The sequence below is a fragment of the Pseudonocardia sp. Cha107L01 genome (genome assembly GCF_052566575.1).
Genome location: NZ_CP199579.1, coordinates 6,539,282 through 6,555,110, shown reverse-complemented (window position 1 = coordinate 6,555,110; position 15,829 = coordinate 6,539,282). Strand labels below are relative to the sequence as shown.

The 15,829-nt window shown below is 69.5% G+C and carries 15 protein-coding genes; 9 read left to right on the top strand and 6 right to left on the bottom strand.

Annotation, left to right across the window (positions count from 1 at the left end; translation table 11 throughout):
- Positions 1 to 29 precede the first annotated feature (29 nt).
- The 3 genes from ACTXG6_RS30875 to ACTXG6_RS30865 all read right to left on the bottom strand — a co-directional run bounded on the left by ACTXG6_RS30875 (position 30) and on the right by ACTXG6_RS30865 (position 3,865).
- A complete protein-coding gene (locus ACTXG6_RS30875) occupies positions 30 to 638 on the bottom strand; it encodes a TetR/AcrR family transcriptional regulator (protein ID WP_445182924.1) in 609 nt (202 codons plus the stop codon).
- 90 nt (positions 639 to 728) lie between these two features.
- Positions 729 to 2,231, bottom strand: coding sequence for a carboxylesterase/lipase family protein (locus ACTXG6_RS30870; RefSeq protein ID WP_445182923.1), 1,503 nt, complete (start codon positions 2,229 to 2,231; stop codon positions 729 to 731).
- Complete coding sequence (locus ACTXG6_RS30865) at positions 2,228 to 3,865, bottom strand: FAD-dependent monooxygenase (RefSeq protein WP_445182922.1); 1,638 nt, start codon at positions 3,863 to 3,865, stop codon at positions 2,228 to 2,230. The genes ACTXG6_RS30870 and ACTXG6_RS30865 overlap by 4 nt, the downstream gene beginning before the upstream one ends.
- A gap of 594 nt (positions 3,866 to 4,459) precedes the next feature.
- Between ACTXG6_RS30865 and ACTXG6_RS30860 the strand changes: the two genes are divergently transcribed.
- From ACTXG6_RS30860 to ACTXG6_RS30850, 3 genes are all read left to right on the top strand, one after another.
- The gene (locus ACTXG6_RS30860) at positions 4,460 to 5,785 is read left to right on the top strand and encodes an MFS transporter (RefSeq protein ID WP_445182921.1); all 1,326 of its coding nucleotides are present in this window, start codon (positions 4,460 to 4,462) and stop codon (positions 5,783 to 5,785) included.
- 162 nt (positions 5,786 to 5,947) lie between these two features.
- Positions 5,948 to 6,250, top strand: coding sequence for a hypothetical protein (locus ACTXG6_RS30855; RefSeq protein ID WP_445182920.1), 303 nt, complete (start codon positions 5,948 to 5,950; stop codon positions 6,248 to 6,250).
- A gap of 81 nt (positions 6,251 to 6,331) precedes the next feature.
- A complete protein-coding gene (locus ACTXG6_RS30850) occupies positions 6,332 to 6,982 on the top strand; it encodes a GntR family transcriptional regulator (protein ID WP_445182919.1) in 651 nt (216 codons plus the stop codon).
- 31 nt (positions 6,983 to 7,013) lie between these two features.
- Here ACTXG6_RS30850 and ACTXG6_RS30845 read toward each other — a convergent pair whose 3' ends face one another.
- The gene (locus ACTXG6_RS30845) at positions 7,014 to 7,325 is read right to left on the bottom strand and encodes a fumarylacetoacetate hydrolase family protein (protein WP_445182918.1); all 312 of its coding nucleotides are present in this window, start codon (positions 7,323 to 7,325) and stop codon (positions 7,014 to 7,016) included.
- A 176-nt stretch (positions 7,326 to 7,501) separates the two neighbouring features.
- Between ACTXG6_RS30845 and ACTXG6_RS30840 the strand changes: the two genes are divergently transcribed.
- Entirely contained in the window at positions 7,502 to 8,212 is a 711-nt protein-coding gene (locus ACTXG6_RS30840) for an ABC transporter ATP-binding protein (protein ID WP_445182917.1), read from the top strand.
- A 42-nt stretch (positions 8,213 to 8,254) separates the two neighbouring features.
- On the opposite strand, the gene ACTXG6_RS30835 is transcribed toward ACTXG6_RS30840, so the two are convergent.
- Positions 8,255 to 9,400, bottom strand: coding sequence for a hypothetical protein (locus ACTXG6_RS30835; RefSeq protein ID WP_445182916.1), 1,146 nt, complete (start codon positions 9,398 to 9,400; stop codon positions 8,255 to 8,257).
- A gap of 313 nt (positions 9,401 to 9,713) precedes the next feature.
- On the opposite strand from ACTXG6_RS30835, the gene ACTXG6_RS30830 reads away from it, so the two are divergent.
- The 4 genes from ACTXG6_RS30830 to ACTXG6_RS30815 all read left to right on the top strand — a co-directional run bounded on the left by ACTXG6_RS30830 (position 9,714) and on the right by ACTXG6_RS30815 (position 13,009).
- Complete coding sequence (locus ACTXG6_RS30830) at positions 9,714 to 9,977, top strand: hypothetical protein (RefSeq protein ID WP_445182915.1); 264 nt, start codon at positions 9,714 to 9,716, stop codon at positions 9,975 to 9,977.
- Between the two features lie 104 nt (positions 9,978 to 10,081).
- Positions 10,082 to 11,146, top strand: a complete 1,065-nt coding sequence (locus ACTXG6_RS30825; RefSeq protein ID WP_445182914.1) for a glycosyltransferase family 4 protein — start codon at positions 10,082 to 10,084, stop codon at positions 11,144 to 11,146.
- Positions 11,147 to 11,270: 124 nt separating this feature from the next.
- A complete protein-coding gene (locus ACTXG6_RS30820) occupies positions 11,271 to 12,608 on the top strand; it encodes a UDP-glucose dehydrogenase family protein (RefSeq protein WP_445182913.1) in 1,338 nt (445 codons plus the stop codon).
- The gene (locus ACTXG6_RS30815; RefSeq protein ID WP_445190142.1) at positions 12,491 to 13,009 is read left to right on the top strand and encodes a RidA family protein; all 519 of its coding nucleotides are present in this window, start codon (positions 12,491 to 12,493) and stop codon (positions 13,007 to 13,009) included. Before ACTXG6_RS30820 ends, ACTXG6_RS30815 begins: the two co-directional genes overlap by 118 nt.
- Before the next feature lie 16 nt (positions 13,010 to 13,025).
- Here ACTXG6_RS30815 and ACTXG6_RS30810 read toward each other — a convergent pair whose 3' ends face one another.
- Positions 13,026 to 13,907 (bottom strand): LysR family transcriptional regulator, encoded by an 882-nt coding sequence (locus ACTXG6_RS30810; protein ID WP_445182912.1) that lies wholly within the window; start codon positions 13,905 to 13,907, stop codon positions 13,026 to 13,028.
- A gap of 125 nt (positions 13,908 to 14,032) precedes the next feature.
- Between ACTXG6_RS30810 and ACTXG6_RS30805 the strand changes: the two genes are divergently transcribed.
- A complete protein-coding gene (locus ACTXG6_RS30805; RefSeq protein ID WP_445182911.1) occupies positions 14,033 to 15,820 on the top strand; it encodes a gamma-glutamyltransferase family protein in 1,788 nt (595 codons plus the stop codon).
- The last annotated feature ends 9 nt before the right edge of the window (positions 15,821 to 15,829 follow it).

Below are 15,829 nucleotides of genomic sequence, written 5' to 3'. Positions count from 1 at the left end.
TGCGCTGGCCGGCTAGGTGCGCTGGCCGGCTAGGTGCGGTGGCCGGCACCGCCCAGCGCGGCGAGGCCACGGGTGAGGGTGTCGGCGGAGAACTCGGCGACGAGCTGGTGGGTGACGATCAGTCCCGGCATCAGGGCCAGCAGCAGCGCCGAGGCCGCGTCCGGGTCGGCGTCGGCGGGCAGCTGCCCGTCACCGATCCAGCGCCGCGCCAGCTCGGCCAGGTGTGCTTGCGCTTCGAGGTAGAAGGTGCGGGTGCGCTCGCGTAACTCGGGTCGGCGCAGAGCTTCGGCCCAGCCCTGGATCACGATCTGGGACAGGTCGTAGCGAGGGTGCGCGGATCGGCGGTGCAGTTCCTCGGTCAGCGCACGGAGGGTTTCGTGCGGGGTCGGCAGTGGTTCGCGGGCCAGCAGTTGGCTGAACAGGTCACGGACCAGGACCAGGGCCTCGTCCACGGTGGCGTCGATCAGGTCGTCCTTGCTGGCGAAGTACCGGTACACGGCGCTGGTCGACATGCCGGTCGCGGCCACCACGTCGTCCATCGAGGTGGCATGGAACCCGGCACGGGCGAAACAGCTCCATGCGCTGGTCAAGATGTGGTGCCGCCGCTGGGCAAGGAGATCGGCGCTGAGCCTGGGCATCGTGTCAGCCTAGGGAGAAGAGATCGGTGAGCGCCGGCCCGGGCCGGCGCTCACCGCGTGTCCGGTCCGCCGGTGGCCCGGCGGGATGAATCAGCTGTCGGCAATCGGGGCGGTTTCGTCCGTGCCGACCGACGTCGTTTCGTCGATCTGAAGTACCTGGTGGTCGGGCCCGTACAGCGGCCAGCTGGCCTTGCCGCTCGCCGCGAACTCCACCCAGGCCTGCTGCATCAGGGCGCTGATCTGGGTGGGAGGGGTATCGCCCACCAGCCCGGTGGGGCCGCCGGCGGTACCGAGGGTGTCGAAGACGAAGGGCAGCTCGAGCCCGTGACAGGCGCCCAACCGACCTTGATGCAACGGAGAGGGCCAGCGGAAGTCGAAACTGTAGGTGTGGCCGGGGTGGCGCCGCGCCAGGCGACGGGCGGGGGAGCGGAAAGCCAGATCGGTGAGCGCCCGGGCCAACACCGAGCCGGGTTGGCTGTCGCCTTCACCCAGCCCGTAGGCCGCGAGCACGGCTTCCGCGTCCGGTCGGGATGCCTGGAGCATGCCGACCGCCTGGCGTTCACCGACCGAGTCCACCACCCCGGTGGGCACCAGGTAGACGTTGATCTCGTCGTGGCAGGTGCCGATGAGCAGCTCGGGTGCCCAACCGGCTGGCGCCGTGCCGGACGCGGTGTCCCAGGGCAGCACGTCGTCGCCGGTCACGGGCAGGAACGTGACGAGCCCGTAGCCGGGGTCGAAGCCCTCGGAGTCGCGCAGGTCAGGTTTGGTGCCACGCGTCGTGACGACGGCCTGTGCCTCGAGCAGTTGCTCGCTGGAGACGGCGCGCAGGGCCTCGGCGGTGTTCTCGACTCCCACGGCCTCGGCGACAGCGGCACTGAGCCGGTGTCCGACAGCGAGCGGGCGCGTCGTTTCGTCATTCCCGCTGTGCACGATCGCGCGGCGGAACAGTCCCTCGGCCAGGGGCGAGCGCAGCAGGCAGGCGACGCTCGCCGCTCCGGCGGAGTGCCCGAACAGCGTGATGTTGTGTGGGTCGCCGCCGAATGCCTCGGCGTTCTCGCGTACCCACTTGACGGCGGCGATCTGGTCGCGCAGGCCGATGTTCGTCGCCCCGCCGGGAACCGGCAGGAAGCCCTCGGCGCCCACTCGGTAGTTGATGGTGACCAGGACCGTCCCCGCCCGGGCGAACCCGGAGCCGTCACAGCTGGCGGCGGAGCCGGTCCCGGCGACGAAGGCACCGCCGTGCAGGAAAACGATCACTGGCAGGCCGCGCGCGCCGATGTCGGGGGACCACACATCGAGCGTGAGGTAGTCCTCGCCGCGCCGCCAACCGGGTCCGGTGACGGGCGTCAGGTCCACCCCGGGCAGGCTCCGGTGCGTCTGCGGCGCGGTCGCGGCCGGTGAGCGCGCGTCGCGGACCCCGTCCCACGAGGACGGCCTCGCGGGTGGCGCGAACCGCAGGGCTCCCACCGGTGGCGCCGCGTACGGGATGGCCCGGAACCGGGCGATCCCGCCGACGACCTCGCCGCGGACCCGGCCGCCGCTGGTCGCCACCACCGGACTCTGTCCGGCAAAGATCGTGTCAGGAGTGGTCATGCCGCTTCCTTCCTTCCGAGTGCCACCGCGAGTGCGTCCGCTAGGACCGCGGCGGGATCGCTGACGGCGCCGCGGGAGCGGAACGCCACGTGGCCGTCCGGGCGGACCAGCACCGCTCCGCCAGGGTCGATTCCGTACAGTCGCCCGAACTCGTCATCGGGCTGGTCGGTCTCGGCATGCAGGTCGATGCCGAGTGTGTAGCCGCGCACCGGGGCCGGGCTCGCCTCGTTGAGCTTCCGCGCGGCTTTCGTCCACGCGTCGCCGCTGGCCCCGGCGACCACGGTGAACCCGTCGTGGAACAACTCGATGGTCGAGGCGCGCCCGTTCGGTGTGCGCACCCACAGGTGCGGAGCGCGCGCGCCCGGCCGCGCCGAGGGGTGGTACGTGTCGACGGCGACCTCGTGCCCGGGTGGCGGGGAGCCGTCGGGCAGGAATGCGCCCGTGTTGTAGTGCACGCCGACGTCCAGGCCCGCCCAGTTTCCGTACTGCCGCAGGGCCGCGACGCGCTCAGCGGCGGGCAGCTCTCGAATCGAGCTCACGTGCCTGGCGTTGGTCAGGCCGTAGGTGCAGGCCCGCTGGGCGATCTCGCGCCGCTCGAGTCCGTAGCTGTCCAGCAGCGCGTCGCCGGCCCAGCCCTTGATGACCGCCGCGAGCTTCCAGACGAGGTTGTGGGCGTCCTGGACGCCGGTGTTCATGCCGATGCCGCCGAACGGCGGGACCTGGTGGGCGGCATCGCCGACGAGCAGCACGCGGCCCTGCCGGAACCGGTCCGCGACGGTCGCCGAGACGAACCACGGCCAGAATCCGATCAGATCGATCTCGGTGTCCTCGCCGCCGGGGCCGATCATCGTGCGGAACATCTCGCGCACCCGCTGCGCGGTGAAGCTCTCCGGAGGATCGACGGTGGCGTCGAAGCTGGAGCCGCCCGCCCACTCGGTGCCCCCGTCCAGCGGCTGGAACACCCCTTCGATCGCCGTGTCCAGTGCCCAGATCAGGGTGGCTTTGCGGTCCGGATCGGTCCAGCGGCTCAGGTCGGCGCGGAAGTGCGCGTTGAGGTACCAACGCTGGGTGCGTACACCGGGCATCTCGATGCCGAGCGCCTGGCGCGTCGGGCTGTTGGCCCCGTCGGCGGCCACGAACCAGTCGGCGTCGATCGTGTACTTCTCGCCGTCCCTGACCTGCACACTGACGCCGTTGCTGGTGTCCTCGACCCCGATCACCTCGTGTCCGAACAGGACCCTGGAGTTCTCCTGGTTCTGCGCCGCCGCGTTGAGGACGTCGTCCATCCGGTCCTGCGTGCTGCACAGGAAGGGCGCGGGGCTGTAGCGGGCGGTGAACTCCGCGATCTGCGAGGTCGCCTCCATGCGGCCAATTTCCGCACCACTGAGCCCGTGGACGTAGAGGAAGTAGCGGGTCCACTCCTCCGGCAGGCTCCGCTCCCGCAGGGCTGGCAGCAGCCCGAGGTGGGACCAGATCTCCGACGTACGGCACATGATCCCGCGTGATCTCGGCAGCAGGCTGGTGCCGTGGCGCTTCTCCAGCACGACGTTCGGCACCCCGGCGGCCGAGAGCAGCAGTGACGTTGTCAGACCGACCGGTCCAGCTCCAGCGATGACAACCGGTGAATGCACCATTGCAAATGTCCCTTCATTCGCTGTCTCTTAACCAGCTGTGACCGTGGGCGTCAGCGAGGTCGCCGACAGCGGAGTCCTGGTTGTCGCGGCCGGCGCCGGCGGAGGAGCTCGTTATCGATGTCCTGGGTCGGCCTCGGTGTGGGCAGAGCTGATCGACAACCGCGCACCTGATGACCTCGAAGCCTCAAACGCCAACGAACGTTCTGGCATAACCGGGAAGCTACCAGTCAGAGGCGCATAACGCCAACGATCGTTCTTGTTTGCGCGGAAATGTCGTGCTCGTGGCGTCGGCGACCGGGCACGCTCGCGCCGCTGTCAGGGTTTTGCCGGGCCGGCTCGGCGGCTGCGTCGCCCGTGATGTTCTACAGGGCATTGCCGCTCAGAACCTTCTGTGTCAAAGTTAGATTGTGACACAAAAGTGGCCGGCGGACCGCCGCTCTGGGGTCTCGGCGAGGGAATGTGCCCTGGTCAACGAGCTGCGAGTCATGCCCCACCGGCCACGCCCGAGTTGACCGACGGCCCGGGTCGGCTGGTCCCCGCCGTGGGTGTCCGTCCGGGCGATGCCCCGTACTCCGTCAATGAGGAGGGAGAGAGATGCAGGACCACAGTGTTGGGGGCCTCCGCGCGGGTCGCCGCGCGAGGGGCGTGCTGGCCATCTGCCTGGTTTCCATCGTTTTCGAGGGGTACGACCTGGTCGCGTACGGAACGGCGCTGCCGTCGATCCTGGCTGATCCGCGGTGGGGACTGGGAGCAGCGCACGCCGGGCTGATCGGGAGTTACGCGCTGGTGGGCATGCTCGCGGGCTCGCTGCTGGCCGGCGCGATCGGTGACTTCGTCGGGCGGCGCTGGCTGGTCATCGTGTCAACAGCCTGGTTCTCGGCCTGGATGGCGGTGACCGCCGTTGCGCCGAGCCTCTCCGTCTTCGGGCTGGCGCGGTTCCTGGTCGGCGTGGGGATCGGCGCGCTCATCCCCACGGCGGCCGCGTTGGCGGTGGAGTTCGCGCCGCCCGGTCGCGGGAACACGCACAGCGCCATCGTGTGGGCGGGTTACCCCGGCGGCGGTGTTCTCGCCGCGCTGCTCGGCCTGGTGTTCCTGGAGGAGTTCGGGCCTCGCAGTCTGTTCTGGTTCGGCGTCCTCCCGCTGGTCACGGTCGTTCCGCTCGCGCTGCGATTCCTCCCGGAGTCGCCCAGTTTCCTCGCGCTGCGGGGGCGGCACGAGGAAGCGGCCGTGATCGCGCGGCGCTACGGCCTCAGCCACGCCGCCCCCGACCGGAACGAGGCGAGCGAACGCCGAGGTCCGCTCGCGCTTTTCGACCGAGGTCGTCGGACGGCGACTGTCCTGATGGGACTGATGAGCGCCGGGGGACTACTGTTGACCTACGGGCTCAACACCTGGCTGCCTCAGCTCATGCGCAGCAGCGGATACGCGTTGGGCTCCGCCCTGGCCTTCCTGCTGGTGCTCAACGCGGGCGCCATCCTGATACCGCTGCTCGCGTCGCGGGCCGCGGACAGGATCGGGCCGCAGAAGGTCGTCGCTGTGTCGTTCGCCGCTGCCGCCGTCGCGATCTGCCTGCTGAGCGTGAAGCTGCCGACACTCGGGCTGTACCTGCTGACCTTCGTCGCGGGCGCGGGCACCATCGGAGCCCAGGTCCTTGTCTACGGCTTCGCCGCTACCTATTTCCCCACGACATGCCGGGCCGCCGGCTTGGCATGGACGGCCTCGGTGGGTCGGCTGGGGGGCATCACCGGGCCGACGGTGGCCGGGTTGTTGATCGCGGCCGGTTACGGCGTCGCCTCGAACTTCTATGTCTTCGCGGTCGTCGCGCTGGTGTCCGCCGTCTGTGCGGCGAGCGTCCCTCGGCGCCGGGCGACCGCGCGGGCGACCGCCCCGATAGAGGCTCCGGCGGACACCCCGCGGTGAGTCGGGCTGGCGTCCTTCGCAGCCGCACAGACGTGGTACCGGTGGCACAGACCTTGCGGGGTCTGCGCCGCCGGCGGCCGGTCTGTGTCACCGCACGTTCTACACGTCTTGTTCGCGACGTCGTCGATTGTGTCACAATAAATTGTGACACAAAGTGCGGCGGTGGCTGCCTCCCTGACTGACCGACTGACCGCGGCGGACGGCACTCATTTCCTGCCGGGTCTGCAAGCCCTGGTGCGGGTGCCGCTCGAGCAGGCGCGGCGCGACCGGGCCGACGGGCTACGGATCGGCACCTTCATCAGCGGCTATCCCGGGTCACCACTTGCCGGGTTCGACCTCGCCCTGTCGCGCATCCCCGACCTGCTGGCCGGCCACGACGTGACATTCCTGCCCGCCGGCAACGAAGAGCTGGCCGCCACCGCGCACATGGGCACCCAGATGCTCGACGATCACCCGCGCCGCTGACGAGCACGACGCGATGAACCACCGGTGGAAGAACACCGTGGGTTCGCGGCGGGTACTCACCGTGTCTGCCAGACTCGAGCCGTGCGTGAGCTGAGTGCCGCGGCCGCCCTGCTGGCCGACCAACTGCGCGACGAGTTGCTGTCGGGTGAGTTCGCGCCCGGCTCGCGGCTCAAGGAGGAGCACCTGGCCCAGCGGTTCCGCGTCGGTCGTTACACCGTGCGTTCGGCCCTGCGCACCCTGGTGGCAAACGGGCTCCTCGAACATGAGGCCAACCGCGGTGCCCGGGTTCCGCAGCTGTATCCGACAAGAGTCGACCAGCTCTTCGCCTACCGCACGGTGCTCGAGGTCGGCAGCCTGCGCATCGCGCTGTCCCGGCAGGTCGCGCTCCAGCCGGTGGCCAGCACGACCGCCGCGCTCGAGGCGCTGCCCGCCGACGCGCCGTGGCCGCAGGTGGTGCGCACCCACCAGGAGATCCACCGGACGATCGTCGGGCTGAGCGGCAACAGCCGACTGATCGACGCCTACGCGAGCTGCGAGGAGGAACTGCAGTTCGTCACCGCGATCACGCGGCCCGCCTACACCGCGGGCAAACTCGCCGCCCTGCACACCGAGTTGCTGGCGCACCTGCGCCACGGTGGCGACCGTGCCGTCGACGCCCTGGCCCGTGACATCGAGATCGGGCGGTGCGCGGTACTGGATGCCATGTCAGCGGCGGCAACCGCGACCGGTTGAGACGGACCGGCCGCCGCCGCTCATCAGCTGGTCAGTCGTGCCGCATGGACACCGTGAGGGTGGGGATGTCGCCGATGTGGGCGTCGATGCGGTCTCCGGGTTTCAGCCAGCGGCCGCCGTGGTGGGCGGCAGATCCGGCGGGCGAACCGGTGAAGACGATGTCGCCGGGGGAGAGCGGCATGTACTCGCTGATGATGCTGAGCTGCTCGTCCACCGCGTAGAGCATCTCGCTCGTCGAGGCGTCCATCATCGGCTCGTCGTTGACCGAGAGCGTGCTGCGCAGGTCGGTGACGTCGGGCATGAACTTGGCGGCTGTCCGCCCGACAGGGTCGTCCACGGTCACGGTGACCGGTGCGCCGTCCGGGCCGGTGACCTCGGCGGATCCAAAGCATTCAGATCTTTAACGGAAACCACAGCGAACTCACAGGCGGGCCCGGTCAACTGAGTACAGACAGCGGTGGACTTCGGGCCGGAAACCACGAGTTGGTGGTTCAGGCACCGCGACGGGGAGGAAAGATCGTGATCGAGTTGGAGGGCGTCACCAAGTCTTTCAAGATGGCGGAGGGGGATATGCAGATCTTGCACGGCATCAACCTCACCGTCGGAGACGGCGAGATGGTCGCGATCATGGGCCCGTCCGGTTCCGGTAAGAGCACCTTGATGAACATCGTGGGTTGTCTGGACACCGCATCCAGCGGGCGCTACATGCTCGACGGCATCGACGTCAGCAAGCTGTCGAAATCCGAGCTCGCCCGGGCCCGCGGCCGGAAGATCGGGTTCGTGTTTCAGTCGTTCAACCTGATCCCGCGCACTGATGCGATGCGCAACGTGGAGTTGCCGCTGATCTACAACGGGGTCCGGAACCGGCGGGCGAAGGCGAAGGCCGCGTTGGAGCGGGTCGGCCTTGGCAGCCGGTTGCGGCACGTGCCCAGCGAGCTGTCCGGTGGCCAGAAGCAACGCGTCGCGATCGCGCGCGCTCTGATCAACGATCCCTCGATCATCTTGGCCGACGAGCCGACCGGGGCACTGGACACCAAGTCGACGACCGAGATCATGCAGCTGCTCTGCGAGCTCAACGAGGCCGGCTGCACCATCGTGGTGATCACTCACGAGGAGGAAGTCGCCGAGTACTGCACCCGGAAGGTGTGGCTGCGCGACGGCAACATCGTCAGCGACGAACCCAACGACCGGCGCGTTCGAGGCGGCCAGCTGCTGCCGGCCGCCTCCTGACCATCCCGAGCGACTGACCGTCCCGAGCAACGCGGGCAGTGCCTACAGGTATGCCGTGATCCAGGTGCTGGCCAGACCCGCCACCACACCACCGAGAAGCAGGCTCATCGTCCGGTCGCGCAGCGGTAGGAGCAACAGCAGCGCCGACGCGGCGTCGATCGTGGCGTAGGCGCAGAGCGCCACGGTGAGGTCGAAGCCGGTTCCCCGCGACGAGAGCGCCGTGAGCGCGACGACCGCGGTGACCACGAGGATGGTCCGGGTCGACATCTGCGGGGTGAGGAAGCGGTACGACATCTGGGCGGCGATCGCCGAGGCGGACGAGGCGATCAGCCAGAGGGCCACCACGATGGCCGGTCTGAGCAGGCTTGGCCAGATGATCCAGGTCCCCGCGACCAGCGCGGCGCCACCGAGGCTGACAACCACGACGGTGAGGCGCAGAAACTGGCGCGCGGAGTGGGGGGAGTCGGTCGAGCGGTGGACGAGCGAGGGCATGGTGGCGTTCACGAACGTCGCCGACACCGAGCTGACGATCTTGACGCCGATGTTCAGGAACGTGACACCCGAGGCGGGCAGTAGGACCGCGAGCGACTGCAGGAAGATCTGGCCGAGGTAGCCGACGGTGGACTTGCCGAGGAACCAGAACGGGCCCGATCGCGACGGTGCCACCAGGGGGACCGAGTCGAGGACCGCCGTGCCGACCTTCCGGCGGGTCATGGCGACGAGCAGGCCGATGTTCCCCACCAGCAGTGCCCCGACCATGATGGTCATCGCGGCCGGCGGCGACTTCCACGGGTAGGTCAGTGCGACGACCGCGAGGATGTTCGCCGGCAACGCGACCCCGGAGATCCACAGCGCGTTGCCGCCGGCTTGGGCCGCGACCGCCTTGAACCAGAGCAGAGCCTGTACGAGTGCGTTCAACGCACTCAGGACGGCCAATGCGATCAGGTCCACGGGCAGCCGGTCGCGCTCCGTGAGCCACAGCGCCCCTCCGGTGACGAACACGAGGCCGAGCGCGGGTGTCAACCATCGGATCCTCGCCAAGCCGGCTCGGGACATCCCCCGATCATTGAGCAGCGAGGGATACATCATTCCGACGATGATGCATTGGATCGGAACGAGACCGACGTTGAACAGGTAAAAATAGGCGTCGGTGCTCTGGTTCGTGCCTGCCCGGGCCAGGATGAGCACGAGCTGAACCAGCCCCGTGACCTGTGATGCAAGGGAGACCGCGGGCGCCCGGAGCGCAACCCTGGCGTTTAGCGCGGTTCGCATGGATTTGTCATCATAAGAGTTAGGTATCTCCAGGCGACTCTCGCGTTCCTCGGTCAGCAGGACCATAACTCAAGCGAGTAATCTTCGCGCTAGTGTTGCATCTCACTATCCGACTCTCCGGATCGACCCATGTCGTGTGGGGTTTCCGCGCCCATCGGGTGCCATTCGGGGGCGGAGTCGTAAAAATTTACGGCGCGGTACCGCGGCATCCTCAGATACGGTGGAAATCGTGTCTTCACCGCTGGTCAGCGGCATCATGCCGTCTCGCAATCGACCAGTGTGCCTTGCGCGGCTGATTGCCTCGGGCATGGTCGAGGACCTCTTCGTGGCGCCATTGAACGTGCGAGGACTCTACGCGGCAGGGTTGCGTAATGGTGATCGCCGGGAGTCAGATTTTCTTGCCGCATTGGTGCGCCCGATCGACGGCCGCTCCGATGTGGTTATCGGCATTTGTGATGTTTCCGTGATAGCTGCTCGGGGGCGGTCGATATGAGGTCGACGGTGGAGTAGCGGTCAGCCGGCGCGCGCCGTCGTGCTGCCTGCCCGCTTGTAGTGATGGTTCGTGCGCCGCGGCGCACGGCGAGGAAGGAGGTCTCTGTGCAGGTTCTGCGCGTGCTGCCCGAAGCGCGGAGCGCCCATTTCGAACGGTCCCGACCGTCGCCGGAGAGGATCACAATCTACGTCTCCGGGTACGGCGACCTGGACCGGAGCTCGGTGTGGCCGAGTGCCCACCGCGTGAGCCTGATGTGGGCGTGGTTGTGGGCCTTCAAGCGACGCTGGAACGTGGTGCAGCTGCCGGAGCCGCTGTGGTTACGGGCACTGCCGCTGACCTTGTCGGTGGGCCTCGCCGTGCGCGTGTCCGACCTGGTGTGCCGGCGCAAGACGCGGATCGTGACGTACGCGATGGAGAACAACGACCCCTCGGCGCTGTTGCGGGGTATTCCGGGCGGGTCGCGGGGTGTCGCATTCGGTTTTGTCCGCCACCTCAGTGGGTGGATCTTCGATCGGGTCGCCCTGGCCAGTCGCGGAGCCAGCGACTGCTACGTGGCGGTCCGGCTGCTGCCCGAGCAGGGCGGAGTCGAACTGTTCAACGATCTCCCCCAGGAATGTCTCGGTGAGGAGATCGGTACGAAGCTCCGGCGGGTGACCTTTCTGGGCGCTCTCGAACCCCGGAAGGGCGTACTGGATCTCCTGGCGGCCTGGACGGAGTCGGGTCTGGGCCGGGCTGGCTGGGAGCTGGCGATGGCGGGGGCCGGACCGCTCGCTGACGACGTGGCGCGGGCCGCGGCGTCCGATTCGTCGATAGTGCCGCTCGGCCTGATCGGGCGGCCGGAGATGCACGAACTCATGATCACCACCTCGATCGTGGTCCTGCCGTCCCGGCGGGACGGGCGCTGGCGCGAGCAGATCGGGCTCTCCATCGTCGAGGGCCTGGCGCACGGCTGCCACATCGTCGCCACCCCGGATACCGGCCTGCGGGAGTGGCTCGAGCTACATGGGCACGGGGTGCTGCCGGACGAGTTCACCGTGGCCGATCTGTCGACCGCTCTGTGCGACGCCGCGCGGAATCAGCTGAACCCGGTCGAGGTCCGCGCTTCCCTTCCACCGCTCGACGGGCGGGTCCAGGCGGAGGACTGGCTGTGTCGGGCGGTATCCGAATGACCGGACGGCTCAACCGCTAGCTCGGGCCCCTCGACGCCGAGTGCGTCCCATCGTCTCCCCATATCAACCACACAGACCCTGCAACCGCACCGGACACCTCCGGCCCCACTCCTGAAGGAGCATGATGTTCGTTCGTCGTATCGCTGTCATCGGCACCGGGTACGTGGGTCTGACCACGGGTGCTTGCTTGGCGTCGCTGGGCCACCGGGTGGTGTGTGCCGACATCGACGCGGAGAAGATCGCCCGGTTGCGTGACGGTGACGTCACCATCCTGGAACCGGGGCTGAGTGAGCTGGTCGCGGAGGGGGTGGCGGCGGGGCGGTTGAGTTTCGTGGTCGGTGCCCGTGACGCTGTCGCGCCGGTCGGTGCTGCTCCGGACGGCGGCTCTCTCAACGGCACTGATGATCCGGTCGAGGTGGTGTTCCTGTGTGTGCCCACCCCGATGGGTGAGGGTGGTGCCGCTGATCTGGCCGCGGTGGAGGCGGTCGCGCAGGAGGTGCGTGACCTGTTGCCGCGCGGGTGTGTGGTGGTGAACAAGTCGACCGTGCCGGTCGGCACCGCGGCGCGGACCAAGCAGCTGCTGGGGCGCCGCGACATCGCGGTGGTGTCCAACCCGGAGTTCCTGCGTGAGGGCAGCGCGGTGCACGACTTCCTCAACCCGGACCGGATCGTGGTGGGCTGTGAGCAGCAGGACGCCGCGGAGCGGGTCGCCGCGCTGTACTCCCGGCTCGGTGCGCCGACGCTGCTGACCGACGCGGCCAGCGCGGAGATGGTCAAGTACGCGGCGAACTGTTTCCTGGCGATGAAGCTGTCGTATGTGAACGCGATGGCCGAGCTGTGCGAGCGGCTCGGCGCCGACGTGCACGAGGTCACCGAGGGCATGGGCTACGACAAGCGGATCGGGCAGTCGTTCCTCAAGCCCGGCCCGGGCTGGGGTGGGTCGTGTCTGCCGAAGGACACCCACGCGCTGATGCAGATCTCCGACGCCGCCGGTTTCGACTTCCCGCTGCTCACCGCGTCGCTGGAGACGAACCAGCGGCAGAGCGGGCGGATGGTGGACAAGATCCGCGGTGCGGTCGGCGGCCGTCTGGCGGACAAGCGGATCGGGTTGCTCGGGTTGACCTTCAAGGCCGGCACCGACGACCTGCGCGACTCCCCGGCGCTCGCGGTGGCCGCCGACCTGCTCGCCGAGGGCGCCGAGCTGACCGGGTTCGACCCCGGCTGCCCCGCCCCGGTGCCCGGGTTCACCGACGGCATCGCGGTCACCGACAACGCGATGACCGCCGCGAAGGACGCCGACGCGATCGTGGTGCTCACCGAATGGCCGGAGTTCCGGGCATTGGACTGGCCGGCGCTGGCCCGGGTCGCGGCCACCCGCACCGTGGTCGACACCCGCAACCTGCTCGACCCCGACGTCCTACGCCGCGCCGGCTTCTCCTGGGTCGGCGTCGGCTGCCGCTGAACAAACCCCGTGAACTGATCCGTTCGCCCGAGCTCACCGACCGTGCCCAGTACGCGTACGCCGCCGTGGCGCACGAGGTCTCGACACTCGTCTTCACCGCCGGCGCTTGTCCGCTGGACAGGAGCGGCACGATCGCGCCGGTGGGTGACGTTGCCGGACAGACCGAGCAGGCCATGGCGAATCTGACTATCGCACTGCGGGCCTCCGGTGCCGGCCTGGCCGACGTCGTCAAGACCACCGTGTATGTCGCCAGCCAGCGCCGAGAGGACCTGGTGACAGCCTGGGAGGTGGTCAGGCGCTGCTTCGGTGACCACGACGCACCGTCCACCCTGCTGGGCGTTGCGGTGTTGGGCTACCCCGACCAGCTCGTCGAGGTCGAGGCCATCGCGGCTCTGCACTGAAGCAACACGGCGAGGGTCAGCGCGCGCTCGCCAGCGTCGTGTCGACGAAGGCCCGCGCCGCGGCGGTCATCCCGCCCGCCCGGTGCACGAGCCATTGAGGGAGCAACTCCGGCGGGTCGAAGTGGTAGACGCCGGCACCGGCGCGGCGGGCGAGGTCGGCCCAGCCGTCGGGCATCAGGCCGGCACCGATCCCGCGCAGCACCATCGGCAGCACCATGCCGCGGTCGCCGACCTCCGCCGCAACCGTCATCCCGCCGACGCTGCCGGAGAGCCGATCGAACAGGGCCCGCACCGCCGTTGCCGGTGCTGGCACGACGAACCGCATGCCGTGCAGCACCTCGCGGCGCACCGAGGGCCCGGCGCCGGAGAGCGTGCCGGGCGGCACCACCAACAAGAGCTCCTCGTCCCGCAGGTGGTGCGCGACTAAACCGCGCCCGGCGGGCCGTTCGGCGCTGCCGCACACCCCCGCCTCACACCGGCCGTCGCGCACCATCGCCACGACCTCGGCCGCGGACAGTGCGGAGGTCGTGCTGACGGTGACGCCCGGATGGCGTTCGCGCAGCTCGGCAACGACACTGGTCACCGGCTCGATTCCCGACGACGACGTGGCCGCCACCTCGACCCGCCCCGCGATGCCCTCGCCCAGCGCCCGAGCCGCCGCGCGCAGCGCGTCCAGGTCACGCAGCACCAGCCGGGCCCGGTCCGCGAGAGACTCGCCCGCCGCGCTGAGCACCGCGGTGCGGCCGGCCCGGTGAAACAGTCCGACCCCCAGCTCGTGCTCCAGGTTGCCGATCGAGCGGGACAGGGAGGGCTGGGCGACGTGCAGGGCACGGGCCGCCGCGCTGAATCCGCCGTGCTCGACGACCGCGACGAAGTACTCCAGCTGGCGGCGCTCCATGCGTCCTTCTTAACCGCTCGCCGATAGTCGGTAGCTATGGGTGTGGTGTCATAGATGTCTTGGACGCAACGGTCGGTTCGAGTGTTCACTGACTGGAACTCTCATATGTGAGCGGAGGCGCCCCTGTGTTCACCACCCGGCCGACCCTTCAGGGCACGTTCGGCATGGTTTCCTCGACGCACTGGCTGGCCTCGGCCTCGGCGACGGCGGTCCTGGAGGACGGCGGAAACGCGTTCGACGCGGCGGTCGCGGCCGGGTTCGTGCTGAACGTGGTGGAGCCCCACCTCAACGGTCCCGGTGGCGAAGTCCCGATCATCCTGGCCCCAGCGGGCGGGCGGGTGCAGGTGCTGTGCGGACAGGGGCCGGCGCCGACCGGCGCGAGCGTCGAGCACTACACCGATCTCGGCCTGGACCTGGTGCCCGGCACCGGGCCACTCGCCGCGGCCGTGCCCGGCGCGTTCGACGCCTGGATGCTGCTGCTGCGTGACCACGGCACGAAGTCCCTGGCTGACGTCCTGCGGTACGCGATCGGCTACGCCGAGCACGGCCATCCCGCCGTCGACCGGATCGGCGAGGTGATCGGCACCGTCCAGGAACTGTTCGAGACCGAGTGGACCACCTCCGCCGCCGTCTACCTCGCCGACGGGCGGCCGCCGGGGCCGGGCGCGCTGCTGCGGAACCCGGCGTTGGCGGGTACCTGGCGCCGGCTGATCGCGGAAGCGACCGGGTCCAGCCGTGAGGCGCAGATCGACTCCGCCCGCCGCGTGTGGCGCGAGGGGTTCGTCGCCGAGTACCTCGCCGCGTTCGCCGCGCGGCCCACCATGGACACCTCGGGAGAGCGGCACGCGGGCACGCTCACCGCGGCTGACCTGGCGGGGTTCGAGGCCGGGTACGAGGAGCCGGCCACCTTCACCTGGAACGGCTGGACGATCGCCAAGCCCGGGCTGTGGAGCCAGGGACCGGTGTTCCTGCAGCAGCTCGCCCTGCTCCCGGACGGGCTCGAGTACGGCACCCCGGACTACCTGCACACCCTCGTGGAGGGCACGAAGCTGGCGATGGCGGACCGGGAGGCCTGGTACGGCGACGCCCCGGCCGCGGATGTCACCCTCGACGCACTGCTCGCGCCCGAGTATTCGGCGGCCCGCCGTGCGCTGGTCGGCGAGCACGCGTCCGTCGACCTGCGCCCCGGCAGCCCCGACGGCCGCGAGCCTCGGCTCCCCGAGGCGGCGCTGCGGGCGGCGAGTGGCACGGGTCCGGTGCTCAGCGGGGTCGGGGCGGGGGAGCCGACGGTCGCCAGGGACGGCGGCACCCGGGGCGACACCTGCCACGTCGACGTCGTCGACCGCTGGGGCAACATGGTTGCGGCGACCCCCAGCGGTGGGTGGCTGCAGTCCAACCCGGTGGTGCCCGAGCTCGGGTTCCCGCTCGGTACCCGGCTGCAGATGGCGTGGCTGGAACCCGGTCTGCCCAACTCGCTCACTCCGGGCCGGCGCCCGCGCACCACGTTGAGCCCGTCCCTGGCATTGCGCGACGACGAGCCCGTCATGGCGTTCGGAACGCCCGGCGGTGATCAGCAGGACCAATGGACGGTACATTTCCTGCTCGCCGTCGCGCTGCGCGGGAAAGTGCGGAACGGACTCGACCTGCAGGGCGCCATAGATGCACCGAACTGGCATACCGATAGTTTTCCGAGTTCGTTCTATCCGCGCGACATGAGTCCCGGTAGCGTCGTCGTTGAATCGCGTGTCGGAGAGCCGGCGATTGCGGAGCTCCGGCGCCGTGGGCATCAGGTCAGCGTGGGTGAGCCCTGGTCAGAGGGTCGACTCTGCGCGGTGGCTCGGGATCCGAGCACCGGGGTGCTGGCCGCCGGAGCCAATCCGCGAGGAATGCAGGGATACGCGGCCGGTCGTTAGCCAGCGTTT